The organism is Mycobacterium sp. 1482292.6 (assembly GCF_001672995.1).
Taxonomy (GTDB): Bacteria; Actinomycetota; Actinomycetes; order Mycobacteriales; family Mycobacteriaceae; genus Mycobacterium; species Mycobacterium europaeum_A.
This window is the reverse complement of the sequence record NZ_LZKV01000161.1, coordinates 28,861-43,853: the sequence shown is the minus strand read 5'-3', so window position 1 is coordinate 43,853 and position 14,993 is coordinate 28,861. Positions and strand designations below refer to the sequence as shown.

Annotated in this window: 16 protein-coding genes, 1 tRNA gene and 1 other RNA gene; 9 read left to right on the top strand and 9 right to left on the bottom strand. The window is 69.4% G+C overall.

Going from position 1 to position 14,993, the window contains the following annotated elements; all coding sequences use genetic code 11:
- Nucleotides 1–114: 114 nt before the first annotated feature.
- On the bottom strand, nt 115–270 hold the full coding sequence (locus tag A5624_RS28655) for a DUF6131 family protein (protein WP_165827896.1): 156 nt from the start codon (nt 268–270) through the stop codon (nt 115–117).
- Between the two features lie 119 nt (nt 271–389).
- On the opposite strand from A5624_RS28655, the gene A5624_RS16705 reads away from it, so the two are divergent.
- Nucleotides 390–1,064 carry a response regulator transcription factor gene (locus A5624_RS16705; protein WP_066868327.1) on the top strand — a complete coding sequence of 225 codons (675 nt, stop codon included), beginning with the start codon at nt 390–392 and terminating at the stop codon, nt 1,062–1,064.
- 15 nt (nt 1,065–1,079) lie between these two features.
- Here the strand turns inward: A5624_RS16705 and A5624_RS16700 are convergent, their stop codons facing one another.
- Complete coding sequence (locus tag A5624_RS16700) at nt 1,080–2,072, bottom strand: DEDDh family exonuclease (protein WP_066868325.1); 993 nt, start codon at nt 2,070–2,072, stop codon at nt 1,080–1,082.
- A 78-nt stretch (nt 2,073–2,150) separates the two neighbouring features.
- On the opposite strand from A5624_RS16700, the gene A5624_RS16695 reads away from it, so the two are divergent.
- The 3 genes from A5624_RS16695 to A5624_RS16685 are packed head-to-tail and all read left to right on the top strand — an operon-like array spanning nt 2,151 to nt 4,562.
- Entirely contained in the window at nt 2,151–3,428 is a 1,278-nt protein-coding gene (locus A5624_RS16695) for a Mur ligase family protein (RefSeq protein ID WP_066868323.1), read from the top strand.
- A 4-nt stretch (nt 3,429–3,432) separates the two neighbouring features.
- Complete coding sequence (locus A5624_RS16690; protein ID WP_156749053.1) at nt 3,433–4,128, top strand: type 1 glutamine amidotransferase; 696 nt, start codon at nt 3,433–3,435, stop codon at nt 4,126–4,128.
- Between the two features lie 11 nt (nt 4,129–4,139).
- A complete protein-coding gene (locus A5624_RS16685) occupies nt 4,140–4,562 on the top strand; it encodes a hypothetical protein (RefSeq protein ID WP_066868319.1) in 423 nt (140 codons plus the stop codon).
- A 6-nt stretch (nt 4,563–4,568) separates the two neighbouring features.
- On the opposite strand, the gene recR is transcribed toward A5624_RS16685, so the two are convergent.
- Nucleotides 4,569–5,180, bottom strand: a complete 612-nt coding sequence (gene recR / locus A5624_RS16680) for a recombination mediator RecR (RefSeq protein WP_008263246.1) — start codon at nt 5,178–5,180, stop codon at nt 4,569–4,571.
- A gap of 16 nt (nt 5,181–5,196) precedes the next feature.
- Nucleotides 5,197–5,541, bottom strand: a complete 345-nt coding sequence (locus A5624_RS16675; protein ID WP_066868317.1) for a YbaB/EbfC family nucleoid-associated protein — start codon at nt 5,539–5,541, stop codon at nt 5,197–5,199.
- Between the two features lie 98 nt (nt 5,542–5,639).
- Here A5624_RS16675 and A5624_RS16670 point away from each other — a divergent pair, with 98 nt between their 5' ends.
- A complete protein-coding gene (locus A5624_RS16670) occupies nt 5,640–6,401 on the top strand; it encodes an Rv3717 family N-acetylmuramoyl-L-alanine amidase (RefSeq protein ID WP_197498099.1) in 762 nt (253 codons plus the stop codon).
- 57 nt (nt 6,402–6,458) lie between these two features.
- Here A5624_RS16670 and A5624_RS16665 read toward each other — a convergent pair whose 3' ends face one another.
- Nucleotides 6,459–6,896, bottom strand: a complete 438-nt coding sequence (locus tag A5624_RS16665; RefSeq protein ID WP_066868313.1) for an SRPBCC family protein — start codon at nt 6,894–6,896, stop codon at nt 6,459–6,461.
- Between the two features lie 82 nt (nt 6,897–6,978).
- On the opposite strand from A5624_RS16665, the gene A5624_RS16660 reads away from it, so the two are divergent.
- A complete protein-coding gene (locus A5624_RS16660; RefSeq protein ID WP_066868374.1) occupies nt 6,979–8,370 on the top strand; it encodes an FAD-binding oxidoreductase in 1,392 nt (463 codons plus the stop codon).
- A complete protein-coding gene (locus tag A5624_RS16655) occupies nt 8,367–9,677 on the top strand; it encodes a class I SAM-dependent methyltransferase (RefSeq protein ID WP_197505187.1) in 1,311 nt (436 codons plus the stop codon). Before A5624_RS16660 ends, A5624_RS16655 begins: the two co-directional genes overlap by 4 nt.
- Before the next feature lie 14 nt (nt 9,678–9,691).
- Here A5624_RS16655 and A5624_RS16650 read toward each other — a convergent pair whose 3' ends face one another.
- The 3 genes from A5624_RS16650 to ffs all read right to left on the bottom strand — a co-directional run bounded on the left by A5624_RS16650 (nt 9,692) and on the right by ffs (nt 13,167).
- Complete coding sequence (locus A5624_RS16650) at nt 9,692–11,566, bottom strand: DNA polymerase III subunits gamma/tau (protein WP_066868309.1); 1,875 nt, start codon at nt 11,564–11,566, stop codon at nt 9,692–9,694.
- 52 nt (nt 11,567–11,618) lie between these two features.
- Nucleotides 11,619–12,911 carry an aminotransferase class I/II-fold pyridoxal phosphate-dependent enzyme gene (locus tag A5624_RS16645; RefSeq protein ID WP_156749051.1) on the bottom strand — a complete coding sequence of 431 codons (1,293 nt, stop codon included), beginning with the start codon at nt 12,909–12,911 and terminating at the stop codon, nt 11,619–11,621.
- 159 nt (nt 12,912–13,070) lie between these two features.
- An RNA gene (gene ffs, locus A5624_RS16640) (signal recognition particle sRNA small type) lies at nt 13,071–13,167 on the bottom strand.
- A gap of 76 nt (nt 13,168–13,243) precedes the next feature.
- Here ffs and A5624_RS16635 point away from each other — a divergent pair.
- Both A5624_RS16635 and A5624_RS16630 read left to right on the top strand, forming a co-directional pair.
- A tRNA-Ser gene (locus A5624_RS16635) sits at nt 13,244–13,332 on the top strand.
- Between the two features lie 88 nt (nt 13,333–13,420).
- Nucleotides 13,421–14,245, top strand: a complete 825-nt coding sequence (locus tag A5624_RS16630) for a hypothetical protein (protein WP_066868307.1) — start codon at nt 13,421–13,423, stop codon at nt 14,243–14,245.
- Here the strand turns inward: A5624_RS16630 and A5624_RS16625 are convergent, their stop codons facing one another.
- The gene (locus tag A5624_RS16625) at nt 14,246–14,992 is read right to left on the bottom strand and encodes an enoyl-CoA hydratase/isomerase family protein (RefSeq protein WP_066868305.1); all 747 of its coding nucleotides are present in this window, start codon (nt 14,990–14,992) and stop codon (nt 14,246–14,248) included.
- Nucleotide 14,993 lies beyond the last annotated feature (1 nt).

Sequence of the window (14,993 nt, the reverse complement as noted above, 5' to 3'; positions counted from 1 at the left end):
GCCGCCCCGGCGCCGTGGCGGCGAGTCCCCCGCTGATGGGCCCTGAACGCTAAACGGCGAGCAGCCACTCGAGAACTCGCGGCAGTGCGTCCCAGGCGATGCGCGGCGGCCGTCTCAGAAGTAATGCCGTCGGCCGCCGACCGCCCGGCCGGTGCTTCCCAGGACCGCCAGGATTGCTCCGATCACAACGAGGATGATCCCGAGGGTCCACAAGATGGACATCTTGAGCAGAAATCCCGCGATCAGCAGGACGATACCGAGAATGATCATGGTGCGCCTTCCCCTTGAAATGCCTGACTGCTTGGTTCGGCCGGTTGCCCGACGCTGAGCTCAGTCGACCACCCTTAAGGGGGGTACCAATACACCCTTAGGTAGGTAATCTCGTCGGCATGCCACCCGAGTCGCGATCCCGAACGCCGATCACCATCGCGCTCGTCGACGACTACGACGTTGTCGTCAAGGGCGTAGCCAACATGTTGGACCCGTACCGAGACCGCGTCGTCATCGCAGAACTCGACTCCACCATGCCCGTCGATGACGCGGTCGATATCGTGCTGTACGACTCATTCGCCCAACCCGAATCCGATCACGAAGAGATCGGAATTCTGGTTGCCAACCCGCGAGCGCGCCGAGTCGTCGTATATACGTGGAACTTTCACCCCGATCTCATCGCCAGCGCACGGCAGCGCGGCGCGCGAGGCTATCTCTCCAAGACTCTTCCGGCGCGCGAGCTGGTTGCCGCTTTAGAGGCCGTGCATTCCGGTGAAGTGGTCATCAGTCCGGTGGCCGGCCGGGCGCGCAGCGCGCCCGGGCTGGACTGGCCGGGTCGCGGTGAAGGACTCAGCGATCGCGAAGCGGAGATCCTTGCGCTGATCACCCAGGGCAAGAGCAACGCGGACGTGGCGCGGTTGACCTACCTGAGTCCTAACACCGTGAAGTCCTACATTCGGACGATCTATCGCAAGCTCGGCCTCGGCAGTCGCACCCAGGCAGTGTTGTGGGGCGTCGAGCACGGATTCGCTCCCGACCATCACCGCATCGAACACTGGCACGGCGGCCCCTGACGGGCAAAGCAGCTGTCAGAACAGCGCGAGCTGCTGATCCAGCGCCCGGACGTCGGTGAATTCGTCCATGCTGGTGCCGCCGATCACCGCGCCGATGCCGGCTATGAACTCCGCGTCGGAGAGCACCGGCACCCCCAGCTGCCGCGCGAGGTAGCCCTTGCCCTGCTCGGGGGCGGGGTCGTTACAGACCACCAGCGAGGTCTCCCGGTCGACCGCGTCGCTGTAGGCCAGCCCGGCATGCAGGATCCGTTCCACGAGTTCCTCGTGGGTGCGGCCGACCTCGGCGGCCAGCGCCACACGCATGCCCTGCACCAGCGGTCGGCCGCCGACGTAGGGACCCGGGTTCAGATACGGGCAGGGCATCCGGGAGGCCAGCACCTTCAGCGGGCGCAGCTCGTCGTGGGTGACGCGGCCGTTCGGCCAGCGGCGCCGGGTCACCGGGTGGATCGGCAACCAGATGTCGCCCTCGCGGGCGAGCTTGAGCGCCGAAGCCAGCACGCCGGTCAGCACCATCGCGTCGTCGAAGGCGTCGTGCGGCCGCTCCTGGGTGACGCCCCAGTGCGCCGCGAGCGTCTCCAGCCGCAAGTTGTCGATGCCGAGGTCCAGCCGCCGGGCCAGCTCCACAGTGCACATGACGCTGTCGACGGGCAGTTCGGTCTCGGCCAGTTCGGCTTCGGCAGCGAGAAACGCGTAATCGAACGCCACGTTGTGGGCGACCAGGGTGCGCCCACGCAGCACCTCGGCCACGTCGCCGACGATGTCGGCGAATTGCGGCTGGTCTTCCAGCATGGCGGCGGTCAGGCCGTGCACATGGGTGGGGCCCGGGTCCACGCCGGGGTTGAGCAGGCTCACCACCGAGTGCTCGACGTTGCCGTCGGCGTCCAGACCGAGCGCGGCCACGCTGATGATCCGCGCCTGGCCCGGCCGGAAGCCCGAGGTCTCGACGTCAACGACGGCCCAGCCCGCGTCCGGCTCGCTGGCCGGCCGACCCCAGGGCACCCCGCTCATGCACTGAGGATGGCACGGCCGACCGACATCACCCGGTCGAAAGACGCCGTGTCGGGGTGGCACATTTAAACTTCCGGGGTGGTTACCACCCGTGCCCGTCTGGCCCTCGCCGCCGGGGCGAGCGCGCGCTGGGCGTCGCGGGTGACCGGCCGCGGCGCCGGGGCGATGATCGGCGGCCTGATCGCGATGACGCTGGACCGCTCGGTGCTCCGGCAACTCGCCGCGGGACGGCGCACCGTCATCGTCACCGGCACCAACGGCAAATCCACCACCACCCGCATGACGTCGGCCGCGCTGGCGACGCTCGGTTCGGTGGCCACCAACGCCGAGGGCGCCAACATGGACGCCGGCCTGATCGCCGCGCTCGCCGCCAACCGGGGTGCGCCGCTGGCGGCCCTGGAAGTCGACGAAATGCACGTCCCGCACGTGTCCGACGCCGTCGACCCCGGCGTCGTCGTGCTGCTCAACCTGTCGCGCGACCAGCTGGACCGGGTCGGCGAGATCAACGTCATCGAACGGACCCTGCGCGCGGGCCTGGCCCGGCACCCGGGGGCGGTCGTCGTGGCCAACTGCGACGACGTGTTGATGACCTCGGCCGCCTACGACAGCCCGAACGTGGTGTGGGTGGCCGCGGGTGGGTCGTGGTCGAACGACTCGGTCAGCTGCCCGCGCAGCGGCGAGGTCATCGTCCGCGACCGGGGCCACTGGTATTCCACGGGCGCGGACTTCAAACGCCCTAGCCCGCAGTGGTGGTTCGACGACGAGAGCCTCTACGGGCCGGACGGCCTCTCGCTGCCGATGCGGCTGGCGTTGCCCGGCGCGGTCAACCGGGGCAACGCCGCCCAGGCCGTCGCGGCCGCCGTGGCGTTGGGCGCCGATCCCGGCAAGGCGGTGGCGGCCGTCTCGACCGTCGACGAGGTCGCCGGGCGCTATCGGACGGTCCGGGTCGGCGCGCACGAGGTGCGCATCCTCCTGGCGAAGAACCCGGCCGGCTGGCAGGAGGCGCTGTCGATGGTGGACAAGCACGCGGCCGGGGTGGTCATCTCGGTCAACGGCCAGGTGCCCGACGGGGAGGACCTGTCGTGGCTCTGGGACGTGCGGTTCGAGCTTCTCGCCGGTGAGCCTCGTGCACGAGGTGAATCCGGCGAGCTTCAGCAGCGCGAGGAGACCGCGGTGGTGGCCGCCGGGGAGCGCGGCACCGACCTGGCGGTGCGGCTCGGCTATGCGGGCGTCGAGCACACCCTGGTGCACGACACCGTCGCCGCGATCGCGTCGTGCCCGCCCGGACGGGTGGAGGTCGTCGCCAACTACACGGCGTTCCTGCAGCTGCAACGGGCATTGGCGCGCCATGGCTGACTCGGTGGTACGGATCGGGCTGGTGCTGCCCGACGTGATGGGCACCTACGGCGACGGCGGCAACGCGCTGGTGCTGCGGCAACGGCTCCGGCTGCGCGGCATCGCCGCCGAGATCGTCGAGATCACGCTGGCCGACCCGGTTCCCGAGTCGCTGGATCTCTACACGCTGGGCGGCGCGGAGGACTACGCGCAGCGCCTGGCCACCCGGCACCTGATCAAATACCCGGGCCTGCAGCGCGCCGCGGACCGGGGCGCTCCGGTGCTGGCGATCTGCGCGGCCGTTCAGGTGCTCGGGCACTGGTATGAAACGTCGGCCGGGGAACGCGTCGACGGCGTGGGCATGCTGGACGCGACGACGTCGCCGCAACAGGTGCGCACCATCGGCGAGCTGGCGACCAAGCCGCTGCTGGCGGGCCTGACCGAGCGCCTCACCGGATTCGAGAACCACCGCGGCGGCACCGTGCTGGGGCCGGCGGCGTCGCCGCTGGGCGCGGTGGTCAAGGGCGCGGGCAACCGGTCCGGTGACGGCTTCGACGGCGCAGTGCAGGGCAGCGTGATCGCGACCTACATGCACGGCCCATGCCTGGCCCGCAACCCGCAGCTGGCCGACCTGCTGCTCGGCACGGTGGTCGGCGAGCTGGCGCCGCTGCCGATGCCGGAGGTCGACTTGCTGCGCCGCGAGCGGCTGGCGGCCCGCTAGGACGAAACGAGATGACGAAGATCAGCCACAGACTTGCCGCCGGCGCCGCGTTGACCGCCGCGTTTCTCGCGTCGTCGGCACCGGCGCACGCCAACCCCGAAGTGCTGAACGGCCGGTACAACGTGCTCTACACGGACAACGACAAACCGACCGCCTGGCTTTTCGTCCCGTGCGGATCGGACTGCACCCGGGCGACCTCCCAAGATGGCGGGACGTTGGTCACCAGCTGGGAGTTCCACCTCGCCAACGGGCGATGGACGCACAGCGGCACGGCCCAGGCGCAGTGCCCGAACGGCGTAATCGCTCCGGTGACCGTCGACTACAGCTTCGATGCCGTGTCGCTCGCCGGCGAAGGCCAGCAGACGACGACGGACGCGTGTGGCGGAGAGCCTGGGCGGACCGTCACCCGGTCGTTCCAGCTGAGCAAGGCGTGAGGCTCGTCAGACCATCGCCCGGCGGCCGGCCAGCGCACGGCCGAGCGTCAACTCGTCGGCGAATTCCAGGTCCCCGCCCATCGGCAGCCCCGACGCGATCCGGGTCACGGTCAGGCCGGGGATGTCGCGCAGCATCCGCACCAGGTAGGTGGCCGTCGCCTCGCCCTCGGTGTTCGGGTCGGTGGCGATGATCACCTCGGTGATGTCGACGTCGTCGACCCGCTCGCCGATCCGGCTCAACAGCTCGCGGATCCGCAGCTGATCGGGCCCCACCCCGGACAGCGGATCGAGCGCACCGCCCAAAACGTGGTAGCGGCCGCGGAACTCGCGGGTGCGCTCGACGGCCTGGACGTCCTTGGGCTCTTCGACCACGCACACCTGCGAGCCGTCCCGGCGGGGATCCGCGCAGATCCGGCACCGCTCGTTGTCGGAGACGTTGCCGCACACCGCACAGAACCGCACGCCGTCGCGAACCTTGGCCAGCACCGCGGTCAGCCGGTCGATGTCCGGCGGTTCCACCGACAACAGGTGGAACGCGATGCGCTGGGCGCTCTTGGGCCCGATGCCCGGCAGCTTGCCGAGCTCGTCGATCAAATCCTGGACGGGTCCTTCGAACATGACGGTGGCGGAGAGCCTAGAGCCCCTGCGCCGGCGCGGGCGGCTGCCCCGGCGGGGGACCGAAGCCGCCGGCCAGCGACCCCAACCGCTCCTGGGCCATCCGGGTGACCTGCTTGGACGCGTCCCCCATCGCGCCGACGATCAAATCCTGCAGGGTCTCGATGTCCGATGGGTCGACGACGGACGGGTCGATTTTCACCGCGATCACCTCGCCGCTGCCCTTGACGACGACCTGCACCAAACCCCCGCCGGCCTGACCATGCACCTCGGCGTTCGCCAGTTGTTGCTGGGCTTCCATGAGCTTTTGCTGCATCTGCTGCGCCTGGGCGAGCAGCGCCGACATGTCGCCTCCGGGTTGCATGACAATCCCCTCGCATCTTGGTCTCGAGTTGGTTTCGCTCGTGAGTCTCCGGCGATTCGAAACCCCCAGCGTAGACCGCTCGGCGTTAGCTTTGCGCCGTGGACCTACGACTGAGCAGACGTGTCGGGATCAAATTGGCGGTCGGTGTGCTCGTCGCCGCTTCGACGGCGATCATGCCGACCGCGGGGGCGGTCCCGTCCAACATCGCCGGCATGGTGGTTTTCATCGACCCGGGCCATAACGGCTCCAACGACGGCTCCATCAACCGTCAGGTGCCCACCGGCCGTGGCGGCACGAAGGACTGTCAGACCAGCGGAACCGCGACCAACACCGGCTACATGGAGCACAGCTTCACCTGGGACACCGCGCTGCGGGTGCGCGCCGAACTGAGCGCCCTCGGCGTGCGGACCGCGCTGTCCCGCGCCAACGACACCGGCCTGGGGCCGTGCGTCGACGAACGCGCGAACGCGGCCAACGCGCTGCATCCCAACGCGGTCCTGTCCATTCACGCCGACGGCGGTCCGCCGTCCGGGCGGGGATTCCACGTCAACTACTCGGCGCCGCCGCTCAACCAGGTGCAGGCGGGCCCGTCGGTGCAGTACGCGCGGATCATGCGCGACCAGATGCAGGGCTCGGGGATCCCGCCGGCCAATTACATCGGCCAGAACGGTCTTTACGGCCGCTCGGATCTGACCGGCCTGAACCTGGCGCAGTACCCGTCGATCCTCGTCGAGTGCGGCAACATGAAGAACCCCGCAGACTCGGCGCTGATGGAATCCGCCGAGGGCCGGCAGAAGTACGCCGACGCACTGGTCCGCGGCGTCGCGGGGTTTTTGGCCTCGCAGGGCCAGGCGCGCTGAGCTTGATTGCGGGGCTCCTCAACCGGCCGTTCCGGCCGCCATCGTCGCCCCGCTAGGTCAGCTCTCCAGTTCCTTCTTCAGGTTGGCCAGCACCTCGCCCTGAATCCTCTTCAGCCCCAACGGCGCAAAGGTCTTTTCGAAGAAGCCCTTCACGCCGCCAGCGCCGGTCCAGGTGGTCTTCACGGTGACGCTGGAGCCGGGCCCGGCGGGGGCCACCGTCCAGTTGATGATCATGGACGAGTTCGCGTCCTTTTCGATGACGGTGTGCCCGGCCACGTCGACGTCGGCCTGCACGTCGCGCACGCGTGACTTGGTGGCCTGCAGCTTCCACTTGGCGATCGTGCCCGCGCCCTGACCGCCCTGCACCACCTGGTAGTCGCTGTACTGCGGCGACAGAATCTTCGGGCGGACGTTCTGGTAGTCCGCGACGGCGGCAAGGGTTGCCGCGGGCTCCGCGTTGATCAAGATGGTGCTCTCTGCGCTCACCTGTCCCAAGGCGACCCCTCCTCATGCTGATTTCCCCGGTACCGCCCGCTCGCGACGGGTGCACGGGCTGTTGTCGAAGACTAGGGTATATCTGGTGCCTGTCCTTGGATCTGCACTCTCGGCCCACAAGTCCGGCGTCGACCGGATGATGGCAAGTTATCGATCCATCCCGGCAACGTCTGCCGTCCGGCTGGCCAAGCCGACGTCAAATCTGTTCCGCGCCCGCACCAAACGCGATGCGCCCGGCCTGGACACGTCGGGACTGACCGGGGTTTTGAGCGTGGATCCCGAAACCCGCACCGCCGACGTGGCCGGCATGTGCACGTACGCGGACCTGGTCGCCGCCACGCTGCCGTACGGCCTTGCGCCACTGGTCGTCCCCCAGCTCAAGACCATCACCCTCGGCGGCGCGGTGAGCGGACTGGGCATCGAGTCGTCGTCGTTTCGTAACGGCCTCCCGCATGAATCCGTGCTGGAGATGGACATCCTCACCGGCGCTGGCGATTTGCTCACCGCGTCGCGCACCCAGCACGCCGACCTCTTCCGTGCCTTCCCGAATTCCTATGGGACGCTTGGTTATTCGACACGGCTTCGGATCGAGCTGGAACCGGTCGCGCCGTTCGTGGCGCTGCGTCACGTCCGATTCCGCTCGCTGCCGGATCTGGTCGCGGCGATGGAACGCATCATCGACACCGGCGGGCAGGGCGGGACGCCGGTGGACTACCTCGACGGCGTGGTCTTCAGCGCCGACGAAAGCTACCTGTGTGTGGGCCGGCGGACCACCACTCCCGGCCCGGTCAGCGACTATACCGGCCGCGACATCTACTACCAGTCCATCCGGCACGACTCCGCGGGCGTCGAAGCCACCAAGGATGACCGGCTGACCATCAACGACTACTTCTGGCGCTGGGACACCGATTGGTTCTGGTGCTCGCGCGCGTTCGGCGTCCAGGACCCGCGGCTGCGCCGCTGGTGGCCGCGCCGCTACCGGCGCAGCAGCTTCTACTGGAAGCTCATCGCGCTGGATCAGCGGTTCGGCATCGCCGACCGGATCGAGAAGCGCAACGGCCGACCACCGCGCGAACGGGTGGTGCAAGACGTCGAGGTGCCGGTCGAACGGACCTGCGAGTTTTTGGAGTGGTTCCTCGATACCGTCCCCATCACGCCAATCTGGTTGTGCCCCTTGCGTCTGCGCGACCACCAGGGCTGGCCGCTGTACCCGATGCGGCCGGATCACACGTACGTCAATGTCGGCTTTTGGTCCTCGGTGCCGGCCGGCGCCACCGAGGGCGCCACCAATCGGATGATCGAAGCGAAGGTGGGCGAGCTCGGCGGCCACAAGTCGCTGTACTCCGAGTCCTTCTACTCCCGTGAGGACTTCGACGAGTTGTACGGCGGCGAGGCCTACAACACCGTCAAGAAAACCTATGACCCCGATTCTCGTTTACTCGACCTCTACGCAAAGGCGGTGCAACGGCGATGACGACGACAAAAGAACCGCACCGCTCGTCGACGGGCAAACTCAGCATGGCCGAGATCCTGGAGGTCTTCGCCGCGACCGGCCGACATCCGCTGAAGTTCACCGCCTACGACGGCAGTACCGCCGGAAGCGAGGACGCCGAACTGGGCCTGGACCTTCGGACCCCCCGCGGCGCCACCTACCTGGCCACCGCGCCCGGCGAGCTCGGCCTGGCCCGCGCCTATGTGGCGGGCGACCTGCAGGCATACGGCGTGCATCCGGGTGATCCTTACCAACTGCTCAAGACGCTGACCGATCGGGTCGAATTCAAGCGGCCACCGGCACGGGTGCTGGCCAATGTCGTCCGTTCGATGGGCTTCGAGCGGTTGCTGCCGGTGTCACCGCCACCCCAGGAAACCCGGCCGCGGTGGCGCCGGGTCACCGAAGGGTTGATGCACAGCAAGACCCGCGACGCCGAGGCCATCCACCACCACTACGACGTCTCCAACACCTTCTACGAACTGGTGCTGGGCCCATCGATGACCTATACCTGCGCGGTGTATCCCGACGCCGAGGCGACGCTGGAAGACGCCCAGCAGAACAAGTACCGGCTGATCTTCGAGAAGTTGCGGCTGCAGCCGGGCGACCGGCTGCTCGACGTCGGCTGCGGTTGGGGCGGGATGGTGCGCTACGCCGCGCGCCGCGGCGTGCGGGCCATCGGCGCCACCCTGTCGGCCGAGCAGGCGAAGTGGGCGCAGCGGGCGATCGCCGACGAAGGCCTCACCGAGCTGGCCGAGGTGCGGCACACCGACTACCGCGACGTCGGCGAGACCCGGTTCGACGCCGTGTCCTCGATCGGGCTGACCGAGCACATCGGCGTCAAGAACTACCCCGCCTACTTCGGCTTCCTGAAGTCGAAGCTGCGCACCGGCGGGCTGCTGCTCAACCACTGCATCACCCGCCACGACAACACCTCGACCTCGTTCGCCGGCGGGTTCACCGATCGCTACGTCTTCCCGGACGGGGAGCTGACCGGCTCGGGCCGCATCACCAGCGACATCCAGGATGCGGGCTTCGAGGTGTTGCACGCGGAGAACTTCCGCCATCACTACGCGATGACGCTGCGCGACTGGTGCCGCAATCTGGTCGAGCACTGGGACGCGGCCGTCGCCGAGGTCGGCTTGCCGACCGCCAAGGTGTGGGGTCTGTACATGGCGGCATCGCGGGTGGCGTTCGAACAGAACAACCTTCAGCTGCATCACGTGCTGGCCGCCAAGGTCGACCCGCGCGGCGACGACGACCTGCCGCTGCGGCCGTGGTGGACGCCCTGACCCGCCCGCCTCGGCTAGCCGTTGTCGATGCGGCGGGCGCCCAACTCGTTCTGTAGCAATTCCAGCGCGACCTCTTCGGGGTCGCGGCGCGGCGCCGACGGCTCGTCGCGGACCGCTTCGGCGAGCATGTGTTCCTCTTCTTCGTCGCGCCGCGCGGAATCCGGGTCGGGTGCGGGCTCCGGCGCGCTGGGCACGGCCGGGCCGCTTCCGCCGCCGGCGGGCGGGGCCGTCGGCGCGGCGGCCGGCGCGCCCGCCTCACACCGCACCCGCCAGTTGACGCCGAGCGCGTCTTTGAGCGCTTCGGCGATGACGTCGGCGTTGCGCTGTTCGCAGAGCCTCTTGGCCAGCGGCGCCGACTCATGGCTCAGCACCAGCGTGTTGCCCTCGAGGGCCCGGACGGTCGCACCGGCCAGCATCACCTCGGTGGTGCGGCTGCGCTGACGGACCTTTTCGCGCACCGTCGGCCACATGCTGCGCACCGCGGCGGTGTTGAGTTCGCCTGGCGCAGAGGCTGATTCGGCCGCCGGCGGCGGGGCCGCGGCCGGTTCGGGCGCGGGCGCCGGGGGCGGCTCGGGGGTCGGTTCGGCGACCGGGACCGGCTTGGCCTCGGGTTTCGGCTCGGGCTTGGCGGCGCCCGCCGCGGACCGCCGGGTGAACCGGGCGGGTGCCTCCGGTTCGGCCGCCGCCGGCGCGCTGCGCGGCGCAGCGGCGGTGGCCTCGGAGCCGGGAATGGACATGTCCAGCCGGGTCTCGATGCGCTCGACGCGTTGCAGCAGGGCGGATTCGGTGTCACTGGCCGAGGGCAGCAGCAGTCGCGCGCACACGACCTCGAGCAGCAGGCGCGGCGCGGTGGCTCCGCGCATCTCCCCCAGCCCGGCCTGCACCACCTCGGCGTAGCGGGTCAGCGTTGCCGGCCCGATCCGGGTGGCCTGCTCACGCATGCGCTCCAGCACATCCTCCGGCGCGTCCACCACGCCGCGGCTCGCCGCGTCCGGGACGGCCTGCAGCAGGATCAGGTCGCGGAACCGCTCCAGCAGATCGGTGGCGAAACGCCGTGGGTCGTGGCCGGCATCGATCACCGACTCCACCGCACCGAACAGCGCCGCGGCGTCGGCGGCGGCGAGCGCGTCCACGGCGTCGTCGATCAGGGCCATGTCGGTGGCGCCGAGGAGGCCCAGCGCCCGCTGATAGGTCACGTGGGCGCCTTCGGCGCCGGCCACCAGCTGATCCAGCACCGAAAGGGTGTCGCGGGGCGAGCCGCCGCCGGCGCGGATCACCAGCGGGTAGACGGCGTCGTCGACGGCGACGCCCTCCTGTTCGCAGATCCGAGCGATCAACGCGCGCATGGTCTTCGGCGGCAGCAGCCGGAACGGGTAGTGATGGGTGCGCGACCGGATGGTCGGCAGCACCTTCTCCGGTTCGGTGGTGGCGAAGATGAAGATCAGGTGCTCGGGGGGCTCCTCGACGATCTTGAGCAGCGCGTTGAATCCCGCCGTGGTCACCATGTGCGCCTCGTCGACGATGAACACGCGGTAGCGCGACTGGGCCGGCGCGTAGAACGCGCGGTCGCGCAGCTCGCGGGTGTCGTCCACACCGCCGTGGCTGGCGGCGTCGAGTTCGACCACGTCGATGCTGCCGGGGGCGTTGGGCGCCAGCGCCTGGCAGGAATCGCAGACCCCGCAGGGGGTGGCCGTCGGCCCCTGCGCGCAGTTCAGCGAGCGGGCCAGAATGCGCGCCGAGGAGGTCTTCCCGCAGCCGCGTGGCCCGGAGAACAGATACGCGTGGTTGATCCGGCCGGCTTCCAGGGCGATCGACAGCGGTTCGGTGACGTGCTCCTGACCCACCACTTCGGCGAAGGTTGCCGGTCGGTATTTGCGGTAGAGGGCCACGGTCAGCAGGTTACCGGCGTCCGCCGACGACGATGCGGCCCGGCGGGGTCGGCTAGTTCACACTCGAGGCGGACGACGCCAGCAGCGACTCCGACGCCGCGAGCAAGGCGCAGGTGGCCAGGCCGTCGACGGCCTCGCGCAGGTCCGGCAGCGACGGGAAGGTCGGCGCGATCCGAATGTTGGTGTCCTTCGGATCTTTCCGATAGGGGAACGACGCACCGGCCTCGGTCACCGCGATACCGGCGTCCTTGGCCAGCGCGACGGTCCGCTTGGCCGTGCCGGGCAGCACGTCGAGGCTGATGAAGTAGCCGCCCTTCGGGTCGGTCCAGGACGCGATTTTGGAGTCGCTGAGCCGCTGATCCAGGATCTCGGCGGCCAGGGCGAACTTGGGCGCCAGGATCTGCTGGTGCCGCAGCATGTGCAGGCGCACGCCGTCGGCGTCGCGGAAGAAGCGCAGGTGCCGCAGCTGGTTGACCTTGTCGGGTCCGATCGATTTCTTCGACGCGTACTGCAGGTACCACGCGATGTTGCCCAGCGATCCGCCCAAGAAGCTCACGCCGGCGCCGGCGAAGGTGATCTTGGAGGTGGATGCGAACACGTACGGGCGATGGGGGTTGCCGGCGGCGGCCGCCAGCCCGAGCACGTCGACCTGCCGGATGAAGTCGTGCGTCAGAGTGTGCACCGCATAGGCGTTGTCCCAGAACAGCCGGAAGTCCGGCGCCGCCGTCCGCATCTGGACCAGCCGCAGGACGGTGTCCCAGGAGTAGGTGACCCCGGTCGGGTTGCCGAACACCGGCACCGTCCACATGCCCTTGATGGCCGGGTCGGCGGCGACCAGCTCTTCGATCAGGTCGACGTCGGGCCCGTCGGACAGCACCGGGACGGGGATCATCTCGATGCCCATCGTCTCGGTGATGGCGAAGTGCCGGTCGTAGCCGGGGACGGGGCACAGGAACTTGACGGTCGGTTCGTCCTTCCAGGGCCGCTGCGAGTCCACGCCGCCGTACAGCATCGAGAAGGCGACGAGGTCGTGCATCAGTTCCAGGCTGGAGTTGTTGCCCGCGATCAGGTTCTGCACCGGGATGCCGAGCAGCTCGCCGAAGATGGCCCGCAGTTCGGGCAGGCCGTGCAGGCCGCCGTAGTTGCGGGTGTCGGTCCCCTCGCTGTCGCGGTAGTCGTCGCCGGGCAGGCTCAGCAGCTGGTTGGACAGGTCCAGCTGGGCGGGGGCCGGTTTCCCGCGGGTCAGGTCCAGAGAAAGCTTCTTGGCCTGCAGGGCCGCGTAATCCTGCTGGTGGCGGGCGTTTGCGGCCGCGAGCTCGGCCGGGGTGAGGGACTCCAGCGACACCGTGAACCCTTTCGCTGTCGGCATTGGTGGCGGCCGCAAGCGCGGCGCCGGGGGTACCTCCCGCTTGCGGGGGACCGGGCGCGGCGGGTCGTCACTGATGATGCACAGCGGCGATCGCAAGCGCGGCAGCCCCGCGCGCAGCGGGTCGGCACCCATTTGACCTAGGGGACCCCGCGCACCCGACAGAGCCCATTGACCCTTGCTGCCTTCCGGCCCTGGGGGAGTTCACAGGATAGACGCCGCGCGGGGTCCAGCGATGAGTCTAATACCTGCCCCGGGGTGGACGACGAGCAACTGGCGGCGGCCGTTGGGCCCTCGGTTACCATGGCCACGGAGGATTCGCCTAGTGGCCTATGGCGCTCGCCTGGAACGCGGGTTGGGTTAACAGCCCTCGCGGGTTCAAATCCCGCATCCTCCGCCATTTGTCCGCCTAGCGGACAGGTACGAATTGATATGGATTCGGGTCGGCCGCCTTAGGCTGGCGTGAATTCACCAGCACGAGGAGGGGTATGGGGCGCAAGATCGCCGTGCCATGGCACCTGGTGTTCGCCCTCGCTGCCGGCGCCCTCTACTTCTTCTTCGTGTTGCCCCGCTGGCCGGAGCTAATGGGCGACACCTCACGCACGCTGGGGATGGCGCTGCGCATTGTGACGGGCGCCCTCATTGCGCTCGCGGCGCTGCCGGTGGTGTTTACCCAGCTGCGCACCCGCAAGCCCGAGCTGGGGACGCCGCAGCTGGCCTTGTCCATCAGGATCTGGTCGATCGTGGCCCACGTGCTGGCCGGTGTGCTGATCATCGGGACGGCGATCAGCGAGATCTGGCTGAGCCTGGACGCCGCCGGGCGGTGGCTGTTCGGCATCTACGGCGCCGCCGCCGCGATCGCGTTGCTCGGCTTTTTCGCCTTCTACCTCTCCTTCGTCGCCGAGCTGCCCCCGCCGCCGCCCAAACCGATCAAGGCGAAGAAGCCCAAGAAGCGTCGCGTGCGGCGCAAGAAGGGCGAGGAGGCCGACACCGAGACGGCCGCCGACGAGGCCGAGGCGGACGAAGCCGACGAGGCGGACGAGGAGGAGACCGCCGCCGGGGAAGTCGAAGAGACCGCGGACGCCGACCAGGCTGAGCCGGCCGCGGAACCCGCCGTGGCCACCGAGCCCAAGCCGGAGCCGGCAACCGAGGCAACACCGATCGAGGACGCCGAAGCGGCCGAGGGCGACGAGCCCGACGAGTCGCGGGCCAAGTTGCGTAACCGGCGCCCGACCGGCAAGGGGTCGCACCGAATGCGGCGCAGGCGCACGCCGACCGGTGTCGCCCTGGACGAAACCGTCGACGAGAACTAGTCAGCGGCGCCGCAGCCGCTCCACATAGGCGGCGATCCGTCCCAGCGTCTCGTCCGTGCCCCACATCCGGCGGACCTCGTCATCCACACCGCGGGCCTCCTGGATCCGCGCCGTCGTCGGGGCATGCAACTGGGTCTTGGTCTGCCGGTAGGCGTCGGGCGGGATGCTGCCCAGGTCCGACGCCTCCGCCAGCGCCGCCTCGAGGAGCTCGTCGTCGACGACGCGGTGGGCCAGTCCGCGGGCCACCGCCTCCGCGCCCCGATAGTTGCGGCCGCCCAGCAGCACCTCGTCGGCGTGCACCCCGCACGCGTAACGCATGACCTCCAGCGCGGCGACGGGGAACGGGACCCCGACGCGCACCTCGGCCGCGCCGATCTGCGCCTGCGGGCTGATCAGGCGGCGGTCGCAGGCGCACGCGAGGACGCAGCCGCCCGCGATGGCGGCGCCGTTGATCGCGGCGACGGTGGGTCCCGGATAGCCGAACATCGCCTCGAAGGCCGCGGACAGCGCGGGGACCAGCCGATCGGTGTAGCCGGCGCCGCCCTGCACCACTCGGTTGAGGTCGACGCCGGCGCTGAAGGCGCGGCCGGCACCGGTGACGACCAGCGCACCGGCGTCCGAACGCGCCAGCTCGTTCACCGCCGAAGCCAGCTCTTCGAGCAGCTCGACATCCTGGGCGTTGACCGGACCCGACGACAGGGTCAGCACCTGCACGGATCCCACGGTGTCGATGTCGATCACGATCATC

Excerpts from the sequence above, each read along its gene's own strand:
- A5624_RS28655 (WP_165827896.1), bottom strand. The coding sequence starts at position 270 with ATGATCATTCTCGGTATCGTCCTGCTGATCGCGGGATTTCTGCTCAAG.
- A5624_RS16705 (WP_066868327.1), top strand. The coding sequence starts at position 390 with ATGCCACCCGAGTCGCGATCCCGAACGCCGATCACCATCGCGCTCGTC.
- A5624_RS16700 (WP_066868325.1), bottom strand. The coding sequence starts at position 2,072 with ATGAGCGGGGTGCCCTGGGGTCGGCCGGCCAGCGAGCCGGACGCGGGC.
- A5624_RS16685 (WP_066868319.1), top strand. The coding sequence starts at position 4,140 with ATGACGAAGATCAGCCACAGACTTGCCGCCGGCGCCGCGTTGACCGCC.
- recR (WP_008263246.1), bottom strand. The coding sequence starts at position 5,180 with ATGTTCGAAGGACCCGTCCAGGATTTGATCGACGAGCTCGGCAAGCTG.
- A5624_RS16675 (WP_066868317.1), bottom strand. The coding sequence starts at position 5,541 with ATGCAACCCGGAGGCGACATGTCGGCGCTGCTCGCCCAGGCGCAGCAG.
- A5624_RS16655 (WP_197505187.1), top strand. The coding sequence starts at position 8,367 with ATGACGACGACAAAAGAACCGCACCGCTCGTCGACGGGCAAACTCAGC.
- A5624_RS16630 (WP_066868307.1), top strand. The coding sequence starts at position 13,421 with ATGGGGCGCAAGATCGCCGTGCCATGGCACCTGGTGTTCGCCCTCGCT.
- A5624_RS16625 (WP_066868305.1), bottom strand. The coding sequence starts at position 14,992 with ATGATCGTGATCGACATCGACACCGTGGGATCCGTGCAGGTGCTGACC.